Genomic DNA, 22,122 nt, shown 5'->3' with positions numbered 1-22,122 from the left:
AGAGCGCGCGCAAATCGGCGGGCAGCGCTGCAAGACGGGCGGGATCAATGGGGGACGGCGGCACATCCGCAAGCTATCATCCCAAAGCCCCGCGCGAAACAGGTTGTCGGGTCTGAGTCAGTTCGCCGCAGCTGGCGTCGTCGCGACAATCCGTTCGCCCACTCGCTTCCAGTTCGCGCGTCAGATGCATGACGCCGTCGCTGATCTGCGGCCACTCGAAACGACCATCGCGGCCAAGGCGCTTGTAGACCAAAACGAGGCCCGTGCCGTCCCATAGCAAAATCTTCAGCCGGTCGGCGCGCTTCGAACGAAAAACCACGATCAGGCCCGAATGCGGATCGAGCCCAAGCGTGTTTTGCACAAGACCGGCCAGCGCGTCGTGCCCGCACCGGAAGTCAACAGGACGCACAGCAAGCACAATCCGCAGTCCCTGCGCCGGAATGATCATGCGCCGCGCTCGATCGCAGTCACGATCTCCGCGATCCGCACCGCCGACACGTCCGCATCCAGGCGGACCGAAACCTTGCCAATCGTAATCTCGACGGGCCCCTCGCTCTTGCCTGACGCCACTGGATCGCTCAGCTCGATCGACACGAAATCCGCCGCGTCGTCCGTGACCAATGCGAGCCGGCCAGCACGCGCCAATCTGCGCCACGTCGTCAACTGCTGGGCCTTCACACCATAACGCCGTGCGACATCACATACCCGGGCGTCGGGCTTCATGCTCTCGAAAACAGCGCGCCCCTTGATCTCCGCAGACCATAACCGGCCTCCAGAACGCGTCCGGCGCGTAAGCTTCCCCACAAAGCCATCAGCTTCGGCTTCCTCCCCCGATTGTTCCATCGCCTTCAGTCTCCTCTCGGCTCTCTGACAAGCCAAGGATCGCAGAGCGAAAGCCGAAGCGAAACCAGTCAATCAAATGGGAGAAAAGCTCCGCTTACAATTTGGTGGAGCTTGCGCATCGAACACATAGCGTCGATTGCACACGTCCACCTTAGGTTCGAGATGCGTCGTCTCGAAGTGATCGTTGCCGACTTTGAGCATTTTCCAGAAGGAGAGGTTCGGGCTATTTCGATGCTGCGCCAGGTTTGCCGGCGTCAGGCGGAATGGATAAGCCTGGACCTGAAAGGACGGTCGGCCGCCGAGGGAGTCCCGCGCTAGCGAATAGATCTCGCTTATCTGTTCGTCGGTCATGGCATAGCAACCGCTCGATGAGCAGTCGCCATGGATCATGAGTAAGCTGCCGTCGCGATTGTTTGCCTTGTCGAAGCTGTTGGGAAAGCCGACGTTGATCGCGAGATGGTAATCGGAGTTGGGATTCATCAGCTCGGGAGTAATCGTATAGAACCCTCTGGAGCCTGACGGTCACCCTCCTTCAGTTTCGGCCCGAGATCCCCCGACCACCGACAGATCGGGTACACCTTGAGGATTTTGAAGAGGCCGGTGGTGTCCTGTTTCCAGACTTCGAGCTCCGCCTCTTGCTTGAAGACGCGCACAAGGATAGGCGAGTATTTTGGCATCTTCTTTTGTCGGAGCAGCGAGAGCAACTCGGGTGGTAGCTCCTTTGTAGCCTTGGCCGGCAAGCGGTTGCTGTTTTCGCCAAGGCAGGTGGCCGGCGACAACGCCGCGAAAAAAGCTGCAGTCAGCATAAGCGCACGGAGTGCCGTGGCGCCGATCATGACCTTACCTCGGGCGTGGAATCTGCTCATTTGGGTAGCGTGTAGTCAGTGGGTTCGTAAGGCAAGCCCAGATGGACGCAGCCACCGGAGAAGTTCGAGCTTATCGTTGGCCTTGGGGATGCCAAGACGCTCGGTCTCGTCGTCCGCTTCTGGCCCATAGCTGACCTGCCCGATCGTTCAGCCGAGGACTTCTTTTAACCCAAAGCTGACCTCAAGCAGTTCCGGAGACAATTAGGCAAAAAGCCCGCATTGGTTATGACAGCATTCTTGGCGGCGCCCGCGACATCGGCCAAGCCGGAGTTCATCAATGTGCCGACGGAGTGATCGCCACCGATAGCCAAGACCGGAATCGGCAATTTTCCGGTCTTTGCGAACAGCGTTTTGTTGTCCTCGCCGTCCTTAGTGAAGTCAGCAAACTGTCCGCTAAAGACATCGTGGATGGCACCCGCACGAGCATAGAGCACCGCATCGTGATCCCGGGTCTTTCGTCGATCGCAGCGGGGGTATGGGTTCACGGCCTGGTCCGAAAACCGATACGGCTATCGAAGCATCGAGGCGGACAGTGCCAATGTTGGCGCTCGCCCTGCCGGAAGCCGCAGGAACTCGTGCTAACGAGAAATATCGAAGCGTACTGCTTTGATAGTTTGAACCGCTTCCAACGGACGACGCTCGGAGACGTCAGGCGCAGGTGTCGTGCGCAGAAGAATTGTAGCCTGGAATCATGGGAGAACCGAGCATGGATTCCATTTCTCGTCGCCATATGTTGGCAGCGACAGCTACCGGAGGTCTTCTAACGAGCGTTGGGCTGGCGCACGCGCAAACCGCGGACGGCGCGATTCCTCAGCCACAGCGACCGGGTCACGGCGGCACCGATCCCGGTCCGCGCAATCTCATGCGGGATCGGCAGAACCCGGATCTGCTGGTTCCGCCGTCGACCGATCATGGCACCTTGCCGAACCTGCGCTTCTCGTTCTCGGACGCCCATATGCGGCTTGAGCCGGGCGGCTGGACCCGCCAGGTCACGCAGCGTGAGCTGGGCATTGCCAAGTCCATGGCCGGCGTGAATATGCGCCTGAACGCGGGCGGTGTGCGTGAGCTGCATTGGCATAAGGCGTCAGAATGGGCCTACATGCTCTATGGCACGGCTCGCGTGACGGCCGTCGATTCCGAGGGACGCTATTTCGTCGATGACGTCGGCGTCGGAGATCTCTGGTTCTTCCCGGGCGGAACCCCGCACTCGATCCAGGGCCTCGGCCCCGACGGCTGCGAATTCCTTCTCGTGTTCGACGATGGCGATTTCGACGAAGACAACACCTTCCTGCTCAACGACTGGTTCAAGCGCATACCGACCGATGTGCTGGGCAAGAATTTCGGAGTGCCTGCCTCACTGTTCGGCCACACTCCCGATGAAAGCGAGCGCTATATTTTCCTGGCCCCGTTGCCGGGGCCGCTCGGATCGGAAGCCATATCGGGCGCAAAGGCGTCGGAGACGAGCTACACCTGGCGGATGATGGAGCAGGTGCCCATCAAGACGAAGGGCGGAACGGTGCGGATCACCGATTCCCGTTTGTTTCCAATCAGCACCACGACCGCAGCGGCCCTGGTTGAACTCGAACCTGGCGGATTGCGCGAGGTGCACTGGCACCCTAACGGAGACGAGTGGCTCTACGTCATCGAGGGACAGGCGCGCATGGGTGTGTTTGCCGGCCAGGGGCAGGCGCGCACATTTGATCTGCAGGCCGGCGACGTTGGTTACGTCCCGGTGGCGATGGGCCACTATCTCGAGAATACCGGCTCGACCAACTTTCGATTTCTCGAGACGTTCAAGAGTGACCGCTTTATCGATTTCTCGCTCGATACCTGGATGGCGGCAACACCGCCGGGACTGGTGCAAGCCCATCTCAAACTCGATCCGAAGGTGATGAGCGCGCTGCGCACGAACAAGGCTCTGGTCGTGCCGGAATAACCGCCTAAGTCGGAGCCCATCGCGGCACACTGTCCGGCGCCCGGTGGGCTGGCCGCTGACGGACCGCCGGCAAGATTGCGCCATCTCCGGCTGCAGAAGGAGAACGCCATGAACGTTCTGACCTCGGCCGCCCTGCGTTGGTGGTCGCCGGATCCGCCTTAGCATCAAACGGTCAGGCCGAAACGGGCACCCGAGCGTCAGTGGCATCCTCAGTTTGCAGAGACAAGCTTTAGTCCAATCACGCCGGCCACAATCAAAGCAATGCAAAGTATCCGCGCCGGCGACGCAGAGTCGCCCAGCACTGCGATACCCAGAACGGCGGTACCCGCGGCACCGATACCGGTCCAGACCGCGTACCCCGTTCCTACGGGAAGTGTGCGGAGCGCCAGCGAGAGAAGAAAGACACTCGACAAACCGGTGACAGCCGTAAACAGCGCGGGTATCAGCAGCGTGAAGCCTGCGGACCACTTCATACCGAAGGCGAATCCGATCTCGAGAAGGCCGGCGGAGGCCAATATCATCCATGCCATGTGGGTCAATCCATTCGCTGGTCACCGGGCGTTACCGCCGGGCCGCTTGTGAGGGGCTGGACGCGCATGGAGGATTCCATGCGCGACATGCTTGCTGATGGGCGCCTCAAGCCTTACTGGCGGCAGCGGGGATCGAGCGGAACGAAATTCCCAATCGATTGAACGCGCTCATCAAGCCGATGGCATAGGTGAGGTCAGCGAGTTCCTTGTCGCTGAATTCGCCGGCGGCGGCCTCGTAGTCGGCATCGGGAACGCCGGTTTCGGCCACCCTCGTCACGGTTTCGGTCCAGGCCAGCGCAGAGCGTTCGCGCTCACTAAAGACTTCCCCCGCGTCTCGCCACACAGGCACCAGCACGAGCTTGTCCGCGGCGACACCAGACTTGAGCAGGTCGCGGGAGTGCATATCGATGCAGTAGGCACAGCCATTGATCTGCGAAACCCGCAGATACACGAGATCGACAAGTTGCTTTGAAAGGCCGCTTTTTTGAAGATAGACGTAGACCCCTCCAAAAGCCTTGAAGCCTTCCGGTGAAGCCTTGGCGTAATCGATGCGCTTGTTCATGATTGAATCCTCATCTGGTTGAAGGATTCCATCGTTTCGCATCTTGGCCTATTCAAGAAGCTCCATGATAGGCGTTTGCAGCTGGGCCATGATTTCTATAATCCGGCAGATCACGCTCGAGCTTCAGTCACATCAATCCCAAAATGCGCCGTCCGAAATTTTCGGCCGTGCGCCGCGAGGCGATATTCGTGAAGTTCAAAAGAAGGGCGGAAGCCCCATCATTGCGCCTCGTCCAATCCGTAAGTGCCTCCGCGTACAGGCCTTGTTCCCGCATGCTCGCAGCGAGCCGGCGATCTGAACGGTTGCCTCGCAGACGCAAGATCAGGTGCATGCCCCCCGGCTGTAAATCTATTCGCACATTTTTTCCCAGCACGCTTTCCAGCCCCGCCGCGGTTGCCGCGCGGCGCTCGGCATAGAGCCTCCGCATCCGCTGGATATGGCGCGCAAAATGTCCTTCGGCGATGAATGAAGTGACGATGGTTTGCGTAAGCCCCGGAGAGCCAGTTGAAAGGCTTTCGGTGACCTCCTCAAACCGCTCGACCTGCGCTTCCGGCACGACGAGATAGGCCAGCCGCATGCCTGGAAAAAGTACCTTGCTGAAGGTACCCGCATAGAGCACCCGCCCGTCACGATCGAGGCTTTTCAATGCAGGGAGGGGGCGGCTGACATAGCGGTATTCGCCATCGTAGTCGTCTTCGATGATCCATGCCTTGTTTCGCGCGGCCCAGTCCAACAGCGCCAGACGCCGAGGTAACGACAGGGACATGCAGAGCGGGCTCTGATGCGCAGGCGTGACCACCGCTGCGCGCGCCCGGGGCGCGAGCTTGACGGCATCGGAAACGACCATGCCTTCCGCATCGACCGGCACCGAGATGCCTTCGATCTGCACATATTCGAAAATTTCTCGCGTGGGCGGATATCCCGGGTCTTCGAGCCAGACGCGATCACCCGCCTTCAGCAGGGCATGACCGACCAGCTCCACGGTTTGGCGGTATCCCGAGGTCACGAACACCTGAGACGGGGTGCAGTTGATCCCACGGGAAACCTGGAGGTATCTCGCGATCTCAGCACGCAGCGGAGGCAAGCCGGACACAGGGGGATGGATCATATCGGAAGGCTGCATGGCCCGCGCGCTGCGCGCGCCAAGGCGCGCCCAGATCTTCCGGGGAAACGCATCCAGGGCAGGCAAACCCATCTGGAACGGCAGGATGGAATCCGGACGAAAACTGACTGCGTCCATCCGGGGATCCGCCCGCGGCGTCGGGTTCGCAATGGATATTCGCGGCGTAAGGTCTGGGCTTACAATGGTTCCTGCCTGCCCGCGCGCCTCGATATACCCTTCAGCGGCCAGCAAGGAATAAGCCGTGTCGATGGTACCTCTGGCCAGCCCCAATTCCTTGGTCAACGCCCGTACCGACGGAATGCGGTCACCAGGCTTCAACATTCCACTGGCGATAGCGTCGCGAAACCGATCGTAAATCTGCCGGTAGAACGGCGCGGCTGCTGTCGGATCAAGCGGCGAGAGCTTGGGATTCGCGGCAGGCATGGCCCGATCCGATCTTTCGATGAACGAAAAACCCACTATGCCATAACAGTTCGGATTGGTCTCCACTTCTCGCACGCTGCAGCGGTCAGCCTGCGCCGACAAATCATGGACCAGTCGCAAAGCTCATTCATGGTCCTTGGATGTAGGCCGAAATTGCTCTTTGCTGATGATCAGAGTTCGGACAGCAGAGATTGGAAAGCAGATGACGAAAATACTGCAATTGATTTGCAGCCCCCGCGGGCAGGCCTCGGAGAGTTACAGGCTATCCCAGAAACTCGTCGGCCACTTGCTGGATCGCGAGCCGACGGCAACCGTCATCGTTCGACCGATCAGCGGCGTCCCCGATATCGATGAAAGCTACGCAACTGCTCTTGGCGCGACCGAGCGATCGAGCCTGGAAATGTTTGTCGAGGGTTCCATGTCCCGGTCCGAAGAACTGATCCAGGAACTGGAGAGCGCGGACTTCGTCGTCATCGCAACTCCGATGCACAACTTCACCGTGCCTGCCGCTCTCAAAGCGTGGATAGATCACGTCGTTCGAGTCCGTCGAACGTTCGACGTGACTGCCCAGGGAAAACTGGGGGCGTTGCGCGACCGTCCGGTTTTTGTCGCAGTGTCCTCGGGCGGACGGTTTTCCGGCGATCGCGCGCATCAGCCCGATTTTCTCACGCCGTATCTAAAAGCTATCCTCGGCACCATCGGGCTGCATGATTTGACGTTCTTCTCCGTTGAAGGATCGTCCCTTGGTCCTGATGCATTGGTCGCAGCCCGAACCAAGGCGGATCAGGCAATGCAGAGGTTCTTCCTCCGTTTCGCGCGCAATTCAACGGGGGTGTTTCAGCAAGCTGTATGAACGGGCAACGGCACCTCGCGGGATTCCCTACCAGCGAGATCAATACAGCGCCCGGGAAGCTGAGGTACTTGCCTCCTCAATTGAGCAAGCAAAACTTCCCCCAAACATCAGAGCCTCGCTAAGAACGGAGATTGGCTTAACTGAGATCACGCAAGAGACCTCTTGCTCGCTTAAGGTCGGCGGTGTCGAGACCTTCGGTAAACCGGTCGTAAATCGGTTGTAGCAGCGCCTTCGCGTCAGCCGGTCGGTCCCGATCGCGAAACAACTGTGCCAAGCTTGTGGCGGCGCGTAGTTCCCAGGACAGAGCGCCCTGCAGGCTCGCCCACTTCATCGCCCGGAAAAACTGATCCTCGGCCGTTGCCGCAGCGCCGGGTGCACCTTGCAACAGCAGCAGTTCGCCCTTGATGCGCAGCAGCTCGGCGATACTCAAGCGTTCTTCGGTCTCCTCTGCGCGCGCGATCGCATCGTGTACCACCGAAAGTCCTTCGCCCACTTGCCCGACGCGCCCCAAGCCTTCCGCCATCTCACCAACGAACAGGAAATAGCGATGCGATGCGTTGACTTCGTCGCCGAGTTCGTCGATGCCTGACCGCAGCAGCGGCAAGCCGCCGGCGGTATCTCCGCGCTTGATCGCAAGCAGTCCTTGATGGCTGCGGGCAAAGGCAACATAGCGCATCAGCGAATGCCTGGTCGAAAGGTCGATCAGCCTTGCCACGTAATGGTCTGCGACATCCATATCGCCGCTCCACAGCGCGATCGGGCATGCTGCGTTGGCGACGATGTAGCACACCGAGTTGACGTGTCTGCTGGCAGATGCCTCATGCAGGTATGTTTCGGTGACGTGCATTGCGCGATCCGGAAATCCCTGCAGCCATAGGGTCCGGCCCAGAAAGGCGCCGGCGGTCACCCGCTGGTTGCTCCGGAAACGGCTGATCCGCGACTTTTGGACTGGAGGAACATAGTGCGCGAGCATGCGTTCGAGGTGATACCTCGCGCTCGCTTGATCGCCGAAGCATTGCTGCGAGATGCCGATCAATCGCTCACCGATCAGCCGATCGTTGGAATTTGACCGGCTTGCCGCAAGAGCGCTGAATCGTTGCGCGGCGGTCAAGGAGGCGCGAAGGCGGCCGGCGACCCGGTGAAAGAACCACAGGCCTAGCAGCGACCGCAATTGGTGCTCGACATCGTCAAGCCTCTCTGCAAGCTCCAGCGCCTTTGTCCAGGCTTCGCCGAGCGCGGGAATTTTCGCGTCGGTGACAAATATCAGGGTCGTACCGAGCGCGGTATACAGCTTCATCTCGAGGCGCGCGTCGCCATTGACGGCAGCCCCAAGGGCGCCGATCGCCCGCTCCACGCGGCCGCGGCATTCCTCCAGCAACGACGAATGGACGCATAGGGGCACTGCGGCCGCGGTCAGCCCCGCGCCAATCTGCACGTCACCGCTGGGTGAAAAGGCCCAACCCAGCGCCGCGCGCAGGTTGTCGATGTGCCGTCCGTAGTCGCCCATCCAGTCGACCGTGGGGCGCATCTCCAGCTCCGCTTCAGCCCGCTCGAACAAGTCCCGGTAATATTCGGCATGGCGGCGCGCGAGCCGTTCCCGTTCCCCGCTCTCGCCGAGCTTTTCGAGGGCATACGTATGGGTCGTATCCAATAAGCGGTAGCGCGCCGTGGTGGCATCGATTTCCGCCACAACCAGCGACTTCGAAACCAGGCTGGAAATTCCATCGACCACGTCCGGCAAAGCGATCCCGGCGCCCGTTACCACCGCGCAGATCGCCTCCAGGTCGATGGCGCCGGCGAAGACCGCGAGCCGGCGGAGGAGCACCAGCTCAGGCTCAGTCAGTAGCTCGTAGCTCCAATCGAAGGTCGCCCGCAGAGTTTGGTGCCGCGGCAGCGCCGTCCGCCCTCCGGTCAGCAGCTGAAAGCGATCGTCAAGGTGAGCGGCGAGTTCTTCGACACCGAGTGCCGTGACACGTGCCGCCGCCATTTCAATCGCGAGCGGTATGCCATCAAGACGCCGGCAGATCGCCGCGATCGTCTTTGCCTGATAGCCATCCAGAACCGCCCCTGCCTCGGTTGCTCGTGCACGTTCGATGAATAGTCTGACGGCGCCGTATTCCAGGAGATCGTCCGCGTCCTCCGTCGGAATCGAGAGCGGCTGCACCCAGTAGACCTGCTCCCCCTCGGCCCGGAGCGGCTCGCGGCTGGTTGCGATGATCTGAGCCGAGGATCCGGCTCGCAGCACGCCCTCAGCCATCCTCGCCGCGGCGTCGATCACATGCTCGCAGGTGTCCAACACCACCAACAAGCGCCGCGCTGCCAGTGCCAGCGCCACGCGCTGCGTCGAAATTTCACCTCCGCCGAACTTGAGTCCGATCGCGACAGCGAGCGCTATGGGAACCAGACTGGGATCAGCGAGCGGCGAGAACTCGGCCAGCCACACGCCCTCTGGAAAATGCGGCAGCAGTTCACGGGCGACCGCGAGCGCGAGCCGTGTCTTGCCGATGCCCCCCGCCCCGGTCAGGGTGACGAGCCGGCCGGCACGGACAAGCTTCGAGATTTCCTCGACCTCGGCGGTGCGGCCGATCAACGCTGAAACCGGCTGCGGCAGGTTGGTCGACGCTAATGGCTGCGCCGACGCACTTTCCTTTAGGTAGAGTGGATGTCCCGGTCCGGTTGCTGGCCGCATGGTCCAGATGCCGCGCAGGTGATAGCCGCGGCCGGACACCGTCTTCAACAACTCGCGATCTGCGCCGAGCGCCTTGCGAATGGCGGATATATGAATCTGGAGCGTGTTTTCTTCGACCGTCGCAACCGGCCACACCCGATCTATAAGATCGCGCTTGGTGACAAGCTCGCCGCCCGACTGAACCAGAATCTCCAGAATCTCGAATGCGCGGTTCCCGATCGGAACGGAAACACCTCGGGACCGCAGCTCACGCTGGGTAAGATCGATCTCCCACCCGTTCGACTCATAGACGGCTCGTAGGCCTTGCTCGGCCATCACGGCCTGCCCCGTCGGTTGAGTAATCCTAAGAAAATCTCAGCATCAGATCAGGGAACCGCTCCAGGAAATCAGCTTAAACGTTGATCTGGGCAGTGGGCAAGGGCCGTCGAACTATCCGCTTAACGCGCGGCATATCAATGGCTTGATACCCAGTATCTGCTTGGGTGATCTTCTGAGCAAGATTAGCAAAACAGCATCAATGGCGGGCAAGCGATTGATGCAGGGCCCGAGTAAGATCACTGTCTAACCCAGCGGCGCGCTGTTGCGCAGGCTTCGCGGTGTCGCTGCGCCCAAATGTAAACGGGAGAGCGAACATGATCTCTGCGGCATTTCCCTATAAGAAGCAGCGGCGGCGGGTCCTCGGCCGCGAGATGGCGTATGTCGAGGTGGGAAAGGGCGACCCCATCGTACTGCTGCACGGCAATCCCACTTCGTCGTATCTCTGGCGCAATGTGTTGCCGCACCTGAAGCCGCTGGGTCGCTGCATCGCCCCCGACCTGATCGGCATGGGCGATTCCGACAAGCTGCCTGACAGCGGTCCCAACTCGTATCGCTTCGTCGAGCACCGCCGCTATCTCGACGCCCTGCTCGAGTCCCTGGACGTGCGCGAACGGGTCACCCTCGTCATCCATGACTGGGGTTCGGCGCTCGGCTTCGACTGGGCAAACCGCCACCGCGAGGCCGTGAAGGGTATCGCGTACATGGAGGCGATCATGGGGCCGCAATACTGGGACCACTGGGACAAGTTCGAAATGCGTCACGCCTTGCAGGGGCTACGTTCCGAGAAAGGCGAGGAAATGGTCTTGCGAGACAATTTCTTCATCGAGAAGATCCTGCCGGGAGCCATCCTTCGCAAAATGTCCGACGAGGATATGGCGGAGTACCGACGGCCCTTCGCCGAGCCCGGCGAGGGCCGGCGTCCGACGCTGACGTGGCCAAGGCAAATCCCCATCGAGGGCGAGCCCGCCGACGTGACTGCGATCGTGACCGCCTACGCTGACTGGCTTAAGACGAGCCATATACCCAAGTTGTTCCTGAGGGCGGAGCCCGGTGGGATCCTCGCCCATGGCCCGGTTCTCGATTTGGCCCGCAGCCTCCCGGCACAGACCGAGGTGACGATCTCGGGACTCCATTTTGTCCAGGAAGATTCGCCGGACGAGATCGGACGGGCCGTCGCCGGCTGGATGGAGGCGTTGGGCTGACGGCGGCCATGCAGGGCTGCGATGTCAGGATCATCAAGGCTCACTCTGAGTTCTTCGCATTTTGACCCGGAGCGGAAGTCGCAGACCAAGACGGTCCGAACCTCTCAGGCATGGACACCAGCCAACGAATCCGGCGGTGGCGCAAATGCGAAGTGCCGCGGCGTCTACCAGGGCGACCTTCGCATAGACCACAGGATAGCGTTCGTGAGAATTCGCTGGTAGCGGGCGTCCCGCCAAACTGACGGCTCGTGGCCTAACGCCGAATAAAATACTCGTCCCTCGCCATAGAATCGGGTCCAGGTGAGAGGCCAGCCATAGAATCGTTGATGTACGCCGGTCTTGCCAAGGTCCACCGAGCTTGGGTCGAGGCGCAGGAGCACGCGTGAACCACGATAGTCGAAGTCGCCGATTTGGTAGATCTCGTCCTCGACTTGCAACGAATTCCCGAGAAAAGCCACCAGGGGATCGCCGGGATCAACCACCTCGATCTTCACGGCCTGATGCCAAGGATGACCATTAAAGTAGCCGCCGACCAGATCGAGATAGTCCGGCCAAGTGTAGAATGTGTCCGTCGCCGAATGAACGCCGAGGAACCCGCGGCCCGAGCGCACAAAGTCGAGAAGAGCTCTCTTTTGCGCGTCGCTCATCGGAAGTTCTCCTGACGTATAGAACATCACCGCTGCGTAGCGCTCGAGGTTTTCGGTAGAAAATTCGGACGTGTCTTCCGTTGCAGTGACTTCAAAAACACCCGAATGGCTTCCGAGCTGGGTCAGGATAACCTTAGAAAGCGGTATGACATCATGCCGGTAGCCGGCGGAGTATGTGAAATAGAGGATGCGCTCTCGCGGACGCTCCGCATGCGCGCCGAGTGGTCGGATTGCCGCCGCGCCGCCGAGGAGCGCGATGAACTCACGTCGCCTCACAATCGCCTCCGCCAAAACCAACCATGTGTTGACGAAGCCTAGCACAGATCAGCCCAGCGCCGACCGGGGGGCATCGCCCTCTCGCGTCCTATGCGACGCTGCTGGCCTGATCCTATTGTGACCGTCGGCGATTGTCCGCCCGTGCGCACAATTTTAGGTTATCTATTCGGATAGTGTTGGGCTGAATAGCCTATGCTGCTTAAGCGTTGCACTACAGCTATCGGACAGGATGATCTCGGAGGCGCATGCACTCAGCTTTCATTTGGTATTTTTTATCCATGAAAGGCCGCATCGGTCCGCAGGAATTTCGATTGGGACTTTTGGGACTTGTGCTAGTCGGCATGCTCGTCGTGCGCGTCGCGAGGAAGCTCACTGATTCAGGACCCCAATACTATAGCGTCAACCCTCCGCTCGACTGGCCCATCGTCCCGGCTGTCCTCTTTATCTCGCTCTGGCCGCTCGCTGCAATCCTTATGAAGCGACTACATGACTTCAACATCTCGGGTTGGTGGGCGCTCACAATCCTCGCAATTCCTCTCCTCGTCGCCGCGCTCAGCATTCCGTATTGGCTTCCTTATCTTTTATTGGCGACAATCCTGAGTGCATTTCCCGGACGGCCTGGCGACAATCGGTTCGGCTCGACCTCGCTACCGCGCACGCGCGTCTAGCGCGCCCCCAAAGCAGACCGGCCGGGCGTTTGAACGGTGGCGCGAAAGTCAGCCGCAATGTCTGCTGATGGCCCATCCCTGCCGACAGCGCTCCTCAACGACAGGTCTTCGCAGGGTAAACCCGGCGCGCCGATCCGCAGCGAACCACGCCGGACTTCGACCCAATTCGGACTTTGGTTGGTATCCCAAGCCGGACATCAGCTGCCTCCAGACTTGGTGGCTTCCCGCACGAGGACGTCCATCAACATTCTGGCGGGCATCTCGCGGGCAAGCGCGGCCGCCTGACCTGACCAGAGTGGCGTGAAATCGGAGCTTCCATTCTGCTCAGCCGCAGCACGCAGCGGCGACAGTTCGCCCATGGGCAGCGGAAAGTCCGGCGCCGCGTCCGACCAGGGACCAATCTCGGCGGCAAGGCGATTGACCAGAACCCTCGCCGGTCGCCCGGAGAACACGTTGGTCATGACAGTCCGGTTCAACCGCGCATTTCGCAGAGCCTCGCGATGAAGCGGGGGCGTTGCCGACTCGGCACAAAGCAGAAAGGCGGTTCCAACCTGCACGCCGGCGGCCCCGAGTGCGAACGCCGCTGCGATCCCTCGCCCATCCCCGATCCCGCCGGCTGCTATCACGGGCACGCTGACGGCGTCAGTGACTTGTGGCACAAGGGCGAACGTGCCGGCCTGTGAGGCGATCGCGCGCTCGCGGTCAGAATCAAGGAATAAGCCGCGATGTCCTCCGGCTTCGTACCCCTGAGCGATGATCGCATCGGCACCATGCTTTTCGAGCCAGCATGCTTCGTCGACTGTCGTCGCCGATGAGATCACCTTGCAGCCGGCTGCCTTGACCCGATCGACCAATCCGGGCTCGGGCAAACCGAAATGAAAGCTTACCACCTCCGGCCGGACCTGTTCGACTACGGCGGACGCGGCATCGCCGAACGGAGCGAGATCGAGGCGCGGTGCAGCCGTTGCGGGGGCGATGCCCAGTTCGCGATAATACGACGAAAGCTTCTCATGCCAGGCACGCTCGCGAGCGGCGTCCGCCTTTGCCGCATCGTGGCAGAAGAAGTTGAGATTGATTGGTTTCTTCGTCAGTCGCCGTAGCTCGGCAACGGTCTTTGCAATGAGCTCAGGCGTCAAGACAGCGCAGCCGATCGAGCCCATGCCGCCGGCATTCGAGACCGCGGCTGCAAGGTCTACCGTGCCCAATCCGGCCATTGGTGCCAGCACAATCGGATGCTCGATCTTGAACAATTCAACAAGACGTCGGTCAGACCACATCGCACGCCTCCTACCAGTGGCCGGCGGACGCGCCGCCGTCGACATGCATGATCTCGCCGGTGACGAAAGCCGCTCGCTCAAGATACATCACGGCGTCGACGACCTCCTGTATCTCGCCCATGCGGCCCATCGGCTGCAAGCTTGCGAGGAAGCCATGCGCCTCCGGCGCATGCATAGGGGTCGCGATCGCACCAGGCGATATGGCATTCACGCGGATATTCCGGCTTGCGTACTCGATCGCGAGCGAGCGGGTGATCGCGTTGAGACCGCCTTTGGTTAGCGCCGCGAGCGCCGCCGCCAGGGACGCCATCGGCTGCTCGGCGATCGTAGCCGTGATATTGACGATGTGACCCGAGCCCGCGAGCAGCATCCGCGCCGCCACCCGCTGCGTCAGATTGAAAAAGCCCGCGAGATTGACCCCGACCATCTTGGCGAAGTCGGCCTCAGAATACTCGGTAAAGGGCTTCGCAATGAACAGGCCGGCATTGTTGACGAGCGTATCGATCCGTCCGAAGCGCTCGATGGCCAGTTCCACGATGCGATCGGCCGTCTTTGCGCTGGCGATATCGCCATCGACCGCGAGCATCGACGGATCGTCGCTCCTGCCGATCGAACGAGAACTGGCAACGACGTGGTAGCCGATATCCCGGTAGGCCTCGAGCAATCCTGCGCCAATGCCGCGCGATGCTCCGGTGATGATGGCAACCTTCCGTTCGGACGTCATATTCGCTTCTCCTTCACGCAAAGTGCATGGATGAGCGAACAGTTACCCTGATCGAGGCAATGCCTCTTTGCATCGCCTGCTCAGCTATTGTCATTTCCTGCCGTCGGTGGATGCAGATCGTTACATCGGTAACAAAGTCAAGCCAGCCGGTTTCGCCGATATTGCGCCGGTGTCTGGCCCGTGGCTCGCCCGAATGCGCGGGTGAAATTGGCCTGGCACGAAAACCTGAGCCCGAGGGCGATATCGACCAAGGCCCGATCCGCATCGCAGAGCAGATCCTTGGCGCGTTCGAGGCGCCTTGCACTGACATGCCGATGCGGCGATTTGCCGATGGCGGCCTTGAACGCGCGCGCGAAATAAAACTCGCTCAGGCAGGCAACCGAGGCCAGCCGCGCTACCGTCAGATCGCCCTCCAAATTGGCTTCGATATAGTCGAGCACGCGCGCCAATCTGCGTCGGTCGAGCCCTTCCCCTGCGGCCGGCGTGACCAAGCCGGACCGCGGCGCAGCATGGTTCTGGATCAATCTTGCCACCAGACTCAATGCCAGGGTTTCGGCGAGCAGCCTGCCCGCGGACGTCTCGTGTTCCAATTCGAGCATGATGGCAAAGGCAATCTCGGCAAGCAGTGGATCGCGGAAGCCGCCCTTGTGGCGGAGTGAATCGATCGCCGTCGCGCCGAACCCTTCACCCAGATCATGCGACAAGAACAAACCGGGCGGTAGGTAAAGATGTAAGATCGCGGGCACCGGCTCGGACATGTCGATCAGGCCTTCGTGCACGCCGGCCGGACGAAACCAGATGGTTCCACGTTCGGAGATGGTCGAGTCGATGGCCCCGTCCGGCCGACGCGTGACAACGGACCGACTACCGCGCACATCAACGCAGATCTCGGCATCAGGCTGGGGGTTATTCCAGGCAACCGTACCGCGGTGGCTGCGAAGCTCTGCCTTTAGATTTGACCAACCTCGCGTGGCGGATGAGGCCAGCAGCCCGGCGACGCCGTATTTATTGGAGCTGCGTTCGCCTGACGGCGTCGGCCGAGATGTCAATTCCTGATTTCGGCCAAATAAATTCACGCGGGCGTCACCTTTGGACAGGCTGCAGGCTCGACGACGTCAATGTGGTCGGACTCGTGGCTGACCGCAACTCTCGCCCCCGCCCTATCACGCATCTGCGATCAAGCAGTGTAGCCGCTCACTTTCGTTATTGGCCCCCAACCGACGTTGCCACGCTGCTGCCGACCGCCAGCTTTTGACCCACAACGGACATGGCCTCCGTCATAGGGGCAATATTTCTGTTTCGGTGCTGCGGCCCCCCGTCGAGCTCTCGTTCGTCAACCAGCCCGCCTCCCGCACGATGGCGACGGCTGACCGGGCGACCGGGGCCGTGATGCCATTGACGAGCTGCAGTCGCAGATTGCGGCCCTCGGTAACGACCCGAACAACCGCCCTCCTCGCGACCCACCAGGAGCGATGTACCTGCAGGCCATCGGCATTTTCGAGCGCCATCATCGCCTGGTTGAGCGTTGCCAGTACAAGGCGAGAGTTGCCGGCGGGAGCTATGGCGGAATCTGGGTGATGACGGTGTGAGGAAGGCGGCGTATCGAGGCGGGTGACGAGCCTGCCAGAACCTCTCGAGGAGAGCGATACGCCATGACCGAGACTACCAATGTTCTTGCTTTCCGTCAGCCGTCCGCGGTTGATGATCCACTGACCGATATCGTTCGTGCCGGCGCGCGGGACCTGCTTGCCAGGGCGATCGAGATCGAGGTTGGCGCGTTTCTGGCCAGCACGGCCAATCTGACGCTGCCCGACGGTCGAGCGCGCCTGGTCCGACATGGGCACGGTCCGGTGCGCGAGATTGCGACCGGCATCGGTCCGGTGGAGGTCGCTCGTCCCAAGGTCCGCGACCGCGGAGCGAGCGGGCCAGGCGACCGCCTCCGCTTCAGTTCGGCAATCCTGCCGCTATGGGCGCGGCGGACGAAGAGCCTGGATGCCTTGATCCCGGTCCTCTATTTGCGCGGCATCTCGACCGGCGACTTCCAGGAGGCGCTCTCGGCGCTGCTCGGCAAGGATGCGCCGAACCTGTCGCCTTCGGTGATCGCCGGCCTGAAGGCCGATTGGCAGGTCGAGTACGAACGCTGGCAGAGACGCGATCTGTCGGCGCGTCGCTATGTCTACATCTGGGCCGATGGCGTGTACCTGCAGGCCCGCATGGAAGATCACAGCGAATGCATGCTGGTGCTGATTGGCACCACGCCGGAAGGCAAGAAGGAGCTGATCGGCTTCCAGGTCGGCGTGCGCGAGAGCGCGCAGAGCTGGCGCGAACTCCTGATCGACCTGCGGCAACGCGGGTTACGGATTGCCCCGCAACTCGCCATCGGCGACGGCGCCCTCGGCTTCTGGAAGGCACTGGACGAGGCCTTTCCCGGCACGCGGCACCAACGATGCTGGTGCCATAAAGTGAGCAACGTACTCGACAAGGTCGCCAAATCCGTGCAGGGCCCCATGAAGAACGACCTGCGGAACATCTATCTGGCCCCACACCGGGCCGAAGCTGAAACCGCGATCGACGTCTTCGTCGAGAAATACCACGTCAAATACGGACGTGCGGTGGAGTGCCTGATCAAGGATCGCCATGCGCTGCTCGCCTTCTTCGACTTCCCTGCTGAGCACTGGATCCACCTACGCAGCTCGAACCCGATCGAGAGCGTCTTCGCCACGGTGCGCCACCGAACGGTGCGGACCAAGGGATCGCTGTCGCAACAAACTGCGAAGCTGATGGTGTTCAAGCTCATCGACGCCGCATCGAAGACCTGGCGGCGATTGAAGAGCACGAACCAGTTGCCGAAAGTCATCGCCGGTGTAAAGTTCATCGACGGAATCGAAGTCATTCCGAACACTGAAAGCCACGCCGCCTGATCAGGCCGCGTCACCCAAAATCAGCCATAGCTCCCGGCGGTACGGACGCGCACATAGTGGTCCTCCATCTGCAGGCAAAGCACCGCGGAAGGTGGCGCACCGAGTAGTCCGAAAGCAGTTGGCGGCGCTTCGCCGGCTTCCTTGGCCTGTTGCCGGCGATGTAACCGGGCCTGCATGAGAAAGGTGAAACCCAGCACAATCGGCAAGGCGGTGATCAGCCCCTGCAAGTACCAATCGAGGGGTCGTAAGATTTTCAGGAAGGGCCATATCGATACGGCTATCGACACGACCCAGATCTGGAATGGCGCGTTCAGGATGACGACGCCGAGGAAGATCGACATCCAGGTCATCGCCGGGTTCAGGCGGAGCCGCAGCACCACCCGGATGAGCGATCCGAAAAGGAGGGTTCCGGGTAAGAAGCAGGCGAGTTGAAACACCACGCGCTGCCAGGTCGGTCCGTTCAGATAGCTACCAAACGGTCCGATCAGGCCGAAAAAGATGGCGCAGACGCTCGCGATCGCGAGGTCAACGGCCCAATCCCGCAGAAGGTCACTCCGACGCGCTTCGCTCATAAGGCCATTATAGTGGCGGTTTGCCCGCCGGCGAACCCATTCGCCCGTTGGCGAACAAGTGCTGGCGCAGGCCTGTGCCGTTTGCTGGATCCTTGGCGTCCCACTCGCCGAGAGGTTCCCATGCGCTACACGATTGCATATTTTTTCGCCGTACTCATCACAGTCACCACCGGCCAGGCCGACGCCGCGGTCGGGTTCCGGCATTTCAGCATCGACGATCCGCAAGGCCCACCTATCGAGGTGGGCGTCTGGTATCCGACCACGATGCCCCCGAAGCTGGAGGCGGTCGAGACCGATCAACAGATGGTCGCCCGCGACGCGCCGGTTGAGGGCACCGGTCTTCCGCTGGTGGTCATATCTCACGGTCACGGAGGCTCCTACGCCGGGCACCTCGACACCGCCACGGCCCTGGCCAATGCAGGGTTCGTCGTCGCCGCTCTTACGCACAATGGCGATAGCTGGCGCGACCAAAGCCGTCCTACCGCAATCTGGGAACGGCCACGGCAATTGAAGCTGCTCACGGATTACATGCTGGGCGCGTGGAGCGACCACGCCCGCCTCGATGCCAGTCGCGTTGGCGCGTTCGGCTTCTCGGCTGGCGGCTTGACGGTGCTAGCGGCCGCCGGCGGCGAGCCGGACCTTCGGACCCTTCCGAGTCACTGCAAGGCGCATCCCGCCTTCGAAGACTGTCAGATCATGGAAGAGCACCCATTGCTGCCGGATACCGATATCGTCTGGACCCGCGATCCGCGAATCAAGGCGGTGGTCTCCGCCGCGCCCGCTCTCGGTTTTGCCTTCGGGACCAACGGTCTGGCGGCGGTCCTCCAGCCGGTGCAGCTCTGGCGGGCCGAGGATGATCAAGTGCTACCACACCCCTATTATGCGGAAGCCGTTCGGCTCGCGTTGCCGACGCCACCGGAGACGCACGTCGTGGCTGACGCCGGGCACTACGACTTTCTGAAGCCGTGCTCTGCGGACCTGGCAACCCGCATGCCGGCAATCTGCACAAGCAAGCCGGGCTTCGACCGCGCTGCGTTTCATGAGCGCTTCGATCACGACATCGTCGCCTTCTTCAAGCGGACGCTGCAGTAGCAGGTTTTGAAGCGGGATGTCCGTTCTTGGCCGTTAGTTGACATTCCCGCGCTCAGAGCGAACGTCCCCTTGTGACCCGAAGCGGACATTACGGATATTGGTGGCTGTGGAAATCGACGTGACTCAATGCTCACTCCTGAGTTGCAAGCGGAACGACGCAAAGCATGAAGAGCGGAGTCGCTGCACCGATGTGCCCCGTGCTTCATCCGAACAACAGGAGAATTGCATTTTTCACAGCGCATTCGGTCAGGACAGCTGACGGTGCGTGCTGCGTATTCCGGGCATGACGCTGACGTTCGCCGCGTTCCCTGCTATTATGCTAATATTCCAGGTCGTTCGGTCGAGCCTTGTATTGAGGTCAAAACCGATGATTGGAGCCACCATCCCCACATACTTCGTCAGTCCAAGGCGAAGCATCAAGAAAGCATGATCACGTTGACGCTCGGCGCCGGCGTGCAAACTCGATTTGACAAGAGAAAGCATACGCAGGTCGATTTCAACTCGCGGCAGTTCACGGCGGAGACCTGAACCGCCGCTTGATCTAAGGAGGCACTCATGAACTCCATCAACGTGCGCATAGTCCCCACAGTCACCGCAGCGATGAGACTCACCAAAGCAACGGCTTTTGCTGCAGCGCTCGTGTCCTTTGCCCCCGCGGCTGTCGCGGGAGAGCCGATTGAAAAGAAGGGGACTACTCCTTATGTGACGCACTTTATTTTTCGGCCCTTGATGAGCATTGACACCGCCGAACTCGGCAAGGCCACTACGCTGGAGGCGGTCGGGACCACTCAAAACATGAAGGGAGAGAAGATGCTGGACAAGATGTCAGCACGCTGCGTGGCGCTGAACGTCGCGTCCGGAGACAAGAAATACATTGACGGCGCTTGCGTGCTCGCCGACAGCGACGGCGACAAGATTTTCTCGACCTTCGATACTCGAGACCTCGACAAGGCCCAGCCGAAGATGGATTGTGGAACGCATATCATCACCGGCGGCACCGGTAAGTACAAGGGCATCACCGGAAGCGAACCATTTGCGTGCATAGCTATGCCTGCGCTGGCTGGCTCTGGCGATTATTTTGCGATGGACATCCCGCACAACACGTCCTGGGAAATCAAATGATCCTGAACCCGATGTCGCCGTAAAGATGGTTGTTGAGGCGGCATCAATCGCTGAACGAGAGCCTAGCACACCACAGCTGGGCTCTTCTTCTGTTCGTAATTTGGGTCAGATGGTCCGCTTGTGGCCCCAAGCGGTCGACCCGGCATGTCCGCTAGATGTCCGCTCCTTGGGGGTGAAGCAGACTTGATAGGCTCAGCCCGAGTTCTTCCGGGTGTGCCCCGAAGGCGAAGTCGCCGCTGTCCGTTTGCATGTCCGTTAATGGGGAGCTGAGCCGACTCGTTGTGCTCGCGGCGAGTCTTTCCGTTGATGAGTGCGGCCCATCGCCTAGGTTGCGGTATCCAATACGTCGCTGAGCGAGGCGCCGATCATACGTCCGGCGGCAGTGGATAGCATTGTTGCCTGATCAGTCATTCGCGCCGACCTCCGTAAAAAGGAAGCCCGCGGGCGTCTTGGTAAAGACGAAGATGAGCTCGCCGCAGAAGACGAAGTAATTGTCATTGTTCTCCTGATTGCGATCGTAGACGGCCTTGCCGCGCTGGATACACGCGCGATTTTTCGCCGTGAACGAGGTCGGATAGGTCTTTGCGCGAAATTGCGCGGCGTCGCGAATTGCGCTGTCGTTCATGAACGGCAATCGTGTCATACCGGCGACGGCGGCGGAATCGTTTGTCCTCAGCGCCGCGCGAAACTTCGCGATGAAGCCATCGAATTCCTTCTGCAAGGCAGGAGAAGCGACGGCTTTCTTCGGCGCCTGGGCGACGGCTGGAGCAAGGTTCACGAGAGCGGTTACGAGCATAATTCTCAGCAAAATCCCACGGGTCGGCTCCGTCCATCGTCCAATCAAGGTCTTCCGACCGATCCAAATCCGTGGTGTTCTGTTGCGTCAAGGACTTTCTGGCTCGCCGGCGCAGCGTTAACCCCGCCCAAGCATGGACCAATAGCATTTGCCGGAGCATGCGCTGGCATGTTTTGCCGCGCTCGCTTATGGCCCTTAGCCGAAGGTCAATTGAGCGCGTGTCATGTCGACTGTCAGGGGCAAACCGGACGCCGATACAGCTTGGCGCCCACTGCTGCTTTTGACCCTTAGCTGACCTTCCGACCCAGATCCGCCTTGGCTTGATATTCGCGGTCCGCCGTGTGCGTTAGAGCGAACGGCTCACTTTGAGTAGTGAAGCCGGCAGCTCGCCATTTGGTGTCCCTCCTACTAGCATCTATAACTCCAAGTGATACAACCCGAGACGCGACTTGGACGGAAGGGCGATGGAATGAGAGAAGAAATCAAACGAGTAATTAAGGCTGCAGCGCCCGGAATGTCGCAGCAACTCTACTCGACGCTGCTGGTCATGGGAGAGCTCCTGAGCAACGCGCTCGATAGAATTGACGAACTCGAAAAGAAAGCTAACGGCCAAGAAGAGGCCTAAGGGCTGACGGTTGGAGTTCCTCTCAGCGCAGCGGAAGTCTCATCTGCATCACCCGCC

The 22,122-nt window shown here is 60.7% G+C and carries 23 protein-coding genes and 1 pseudogene; 9 read left to right on the top strand and 15 right to left on the bottom strand.

The genetic code is table 11. The features are described 5' to 3' along the window. Nucleotides 1-76 precede the first annotated feature (76 nt). From tnpB to J4G43_RS20025, 4 genes and pseudogenes are all read right to left on the bottom strand, one after another. Nucleotides 77-448 carry an IS66 family insertion sequence element accessory protein TnpB gene (gene tnpB / locus J4G43_RS20040; RefSeq protein ID WP_208086045.1) on the bottom strand — a complete coding sequence of 124 codons (372 nt, stop codon included), beginning with the start codon at nucleotides 446-448 and terminating at the stop codon, nucleotides 77-79. Then, nucleotides 445-843 (bottom strand): transposase, encoded by a 399-nt coding sequence (locus tag J4G43_RS20035; RefSeq protein WP_026192391.1) that lies wholly within the window; start codon nucleotides 841-843, stop codon nucleotides 445-447. The genes tnpB and J4G43_RS20035 overlap by 4 nt, the downstream gene beginning before the upstream one ends. 99 nt (nucleotides 844-942) lie before the next feature. Continuing rightward, nucleotides 943-1,679, bottom strand: a pseudogene (locus J4G43_RS20030) (L,D-transpeptidase family protein); the annotation flags it as partial. 194 nt (nucleotides 1,680-1,873) lie between these two features. Continuing rightward, a complete protein-coding gene (locus J4G43_RS20025) occupies nucleotides 1,874-2,194 on the bottom strand; it encodes a hypothetical protein (RefSeq protein WP_228411356.1) in 321 nt (106 codons plus the stop codon). Nucleotides 2,195-2,415: 221 nt separating this feature from the next. Between J4G43_RS20025 and J4G43_RS20020 the strand changes: the two genes are divergently transcribed. Then, nucleotides 2,416-3,645 (top strand): cupin domain-containing protein, encoded by a 1,230-nt coding sequence (locus J4G43_RS20020; RefSeq protein ID WP_071915263.1) that lies wholly within the window; start codon nucleotides 2,416-2,418, stop codon nucleotides 3,643-3,645. Nucleotides 3,646-3,854: 209 nt separating this feature from the next. Here J4G43_RS20020 and J4G43_RS20015 read toward each other — a convergent pair whose 3' ends face one another. The 3 genes from J4G43_RS20015 to pdxR all read right to left on the bottom strand — a co-directional run bounded on the left by J4G43_RS20015 (nucleotide 3,855) and on the right by pdxR (nucleotide 6,283). Next, nucleotides 3,855-4,175: a DMT family transporter gene (locus J4G43_RS20015; RefSeq protein WP_208086043.1), complete on the bottom strand. Its 321-nt coding sequence runs from the start codon at nucleotides 4,173-4,175 to the stop codon at nucleotides 3,855-3,857. Between the two features lie 106 nt (nucleotides 4,176-4,281). Further along, nucleotides 4,282-4,737 (bottom strand): carboxymuconolactone decarboxylase family protein, encoded by a 456-nt coding sequence (locus J4G43_RS20010; protein WP_063984223.1) that lies wholly within the window; start codon nucleotides 4,735-4,737, stop codon nucleotides 4,282-4,284. A 127-nt stretch (nucleotides 4,738-4,864) separates the two neighbouring features. Then, nucleotides 4,865-6,283 (bottom strand): MocR-like pyridoxine biosynthesis transcription factor PdxR, encoded by a 1,419-nt coding sequence (gene pdxR, locus J4G43_RS20005; protein WP_208086042.1) that lies wholly within the window; start codon nucleotides 6,281-6,283, stop codon nucleotides 4,865-4,867. Between the two features lie 202 nt (nucleotides 6,284-6,485). On the opposite strand from pdxR, the gene J4G43_RS20000 reads away from it, so the two are divergent. Next, complete coding sequence (locus J4G43_RS20000) at nucleotides 6,486-7,136, top strand: FMN-dependent NADH-azoreductase (RefSeq protein ID WP_208086041.1); 651 nt, start codon at nucleotides 6,486-6,488, stop codon at nucleotides 7,134-7,136. Between the two features lie 136 nt (nucleotides 7,137-7,272). On the opposite strand, the gene J4G43_RS19995 is transcribed toward J4G43_RS20000, so the two are convergent. Then, nucleotides 7,273-10,140, bottom strand: coding sequence for an ATP-binding protein (locus J4G43_RS19995; RefSeq protein ID WP_208086040.1), 2,868 nt, complete (start codon nucleotides 10,138-10,140; stop codon nucleotides 7,273-7,275). Nucleotides 10,141-10,457: 317 nt separating this feature from the next. On the opposite strand from J4G43_RS19995, the gene J4G43_RS19990 reads away from it, so the two are divergent. After that, nucleotides 10,458-11,345: a haloalkane dehalogenase gene (locus J4G43_RS19990; RefSeq protein ID WP_085401697.1), complete on the top strand. Its 888-nt coding sequence runs from the start codon at nucleotides 10,458-10,460 to the stop codon at nucleotides 11,343-11,345. Between the two features lie 164 nt (nucleotides 11,346-11,509). Here J4G43_RS19990 and J4G43_RS19985 read toward each other — a convergent pair whose 3' ends face one another. Next, on the bottom strand, nucleotides 11,510-12,268 hold the full coding sequence (locus tag J4G43_RS19985) for a ThuA domain-containing protein (RefSeq protein WP_223153616.1): 759 nt from the start codon (nucleotides 12,266-12,268) through the stop codon (nucleotides 11,510-11,512). 245 nt (nucleotides 12,269-12,513) lie between these two features. Here J4G43_RS19985 and J4G43_RS19980 point away from each other — a divergent pair, with 245 nt between their 5' ends. After that, the gene (locus tag J4G43_RS19980; protein WP_225004981.1) at nucleotides 12,514-12,936 is read left to right on the top strand and encodes a DUF805 domain-containing protein; all 423 of its coding nucleotides are present in this window, start codon (nucleotides 12,514-12,516) and stop codon (nucleotides 12,934-12,936) included. Nucleotides 12,937-13,133: 197 nt separating this feature from the next. On the opposite strand, the gene J4G43_RS19975 is transcribed toward J4G43_RS19980, so the two are convergent. The 4 genes from J4G43_RS19975 to J4G43_RS56005 form a co-directional block, all read right to left on the bottom strand. Continuing rightward, nucleotides 13,134-14,213, bottom strand: a complete 1,080-nt coding sequence (locus J4G43_RS19975; RefSeq protein ID WP_208089365.1) for an NAD(P)H-dependent flavin oxidoreductase — start codon at nucleotides 14,211-14,213, stop codon at nucleotides 13,134-13,136. Between the two features lie 10 nt (nucleotides 14,214-14,223). After that, a complete protein-coding gene (locus tag J4G43_RS19970; RefSeq protein ID WP_208086038.1) occupies nucleotides 14,224-14,937 on the bottom strand; it encodes an SDR family NAD(P)-dependent oxidoreductase in 714 nt (237 codons plus the stop codon). A 137-nt stretch (nucleotides 14,938-15,074) separates the two neighbouring features. Further along, nucleotides 15,075-16,013, bottom strand: a complete 939-nt coding sequence (locus tag J4G43_RS19965; RefSeq protein WP_225004979.1) for a helix-turn-helix domain-containing protein — start codon at nucleotides 16,011-16,013, stop codon at nucleotides 15,075-15,077. Nucleotides 16,014-16,214: 201 nt separating this feature from the next. After that, entirely contained in the window at nucleotides 16,215-16,445 is a 231-nt protein-coding gene (locus tag J4G43_RS56005) for a LytTR family transcriptional regulator DNA-binding domain-containing protein (protein ID WP_408581437.1), read from the bottom strand. Between the two features lie 144 nt (nucleotides 16,446-16,589). Between J4G43_RS56005 and J4G43_RS19960 the strand changes: the two genes are divergently transcribed. After that, nucleotides 16,590-17,858, top strand: a complete 1,269-nt coding sequence (locus tag J4G43_RS19960) for an IS256 family transposase (protein ID WP_038952271.1) — start codon at nucleotides 16,590-16,592, stop codon at nucleotides 17,856-17,858. Between the two features lie 20 nt (nucleotides 17,859-17,878). Here the strand turns inward: J4G43_RS19960 and J4G43_RS19955 are convergent, their stop codons facing one another. Further along, a complete protein-coding gene (locus tag J4G43_RS19955; RefSeq protein ID WP_208086036.1) occupies nucleotides 17,879-18,430 on the bottom strand; it encodes a hypothetical protein in 552 nt (183 codons plus the stop codon). Between the two features lie 120 nt (nucleotides 18,431-18,550). Between J4G43_RS19955 and J4G43_RS19950 the strand changes: the two genes are divergently transcribed. The 3 genes from J4G43_RS19950 (at nucleotide 18,551) to J4G43_RS19940 (ending at nucleotide 20,644) form a co-directional block, all read left to right on the top strand. Further along, complete coding sequence (locus J4G43_RS19950; protein WP_208086035.1) at nucleotides 18,551-19,522, top strand: alpha/beta hydrolase family protein; 972 nt, start codon at nucleotides 18,551-18,553, stop codon at nucleotides 19,520-19,522. A 261-nt stretch (nucleotides 19,523-19,783) separates the two neighbouring features. Further along, nucleotides 19,784-20,050, top strand: a complete 267-nt coding sequence (locus J4G43_RS19945) for a hypothetical protein (protein ID WP_208086034.1) — start codon at nucleotides 19,784-19,786, stop codon at nucleotides 20,048-20,050. A gap of 27 nt (nucleotides 20,051-20,077) precedes the next feature. Further along, the gene (locus J4G43_RS19940) at nucleotides 20,078-20,644 is read left to right on the top strand and encodes a hypothetical protein (RefSeq protein ID WP_063984233.1); all 567 of its coding nucleotides are present in this window, start codon (nucleotides 20,078-20,080) and stop codon (nucleotides 20,642-20,644) included. 403 nt (nucleotides 20,645-21,047) lie between these two features. Here the strand turns inward: J4G43_RS19940 and J4G43_RS19935 are convergent, their stop codons facing one another. Then, a complete protein-coding gene (locus J4G43_RS19935) occupies nucleotides 21,048-21,440 on the bottom strand; it encodes a hypothetical protein (protein ID WP_210387341.1) in 393 nt (130 codons plus the stop codon). A 469-nt stretch (nucleotides 21,441-21,909) separates the two neighbouring features. Between J4G43_RS19935 and J4G43_RS19930 the strand changes: the two genes are divergently transcribed. Then, nucleotides 21,910-22,065 carry a hypothetical protein gene (locus tag J4G43_RS19930; protein ID WP_208086033.1) on the top strand — a complete coding sequence of 52 codons (156 nt, stop codon included), beginning with the start codon at nucleotides 21,910-21,912 and terminating at the stop codon, nucleotides 22,063-22,065. The last annotated feature ends 57 nt before the right edge of the window (nucleotides 22,066-22,122 follow it).

It is taken from the genome of Bradyrhizobium barranii subsp. barranii, from assembly GCF_017565645.3.
Classification (GTDB): Bacteria; Pseudomonadota; Alphaproteobacteria; order Rhizobiales; family Xanthobacteraceae; genus Bradyrhizobium; species Bradyrhizobium barranii.
The sequence above is the reverse complement of the archived record's forward strand: the minus strand, read 5'-3'. Positions and strand labels throughout refer to the sequence as shown.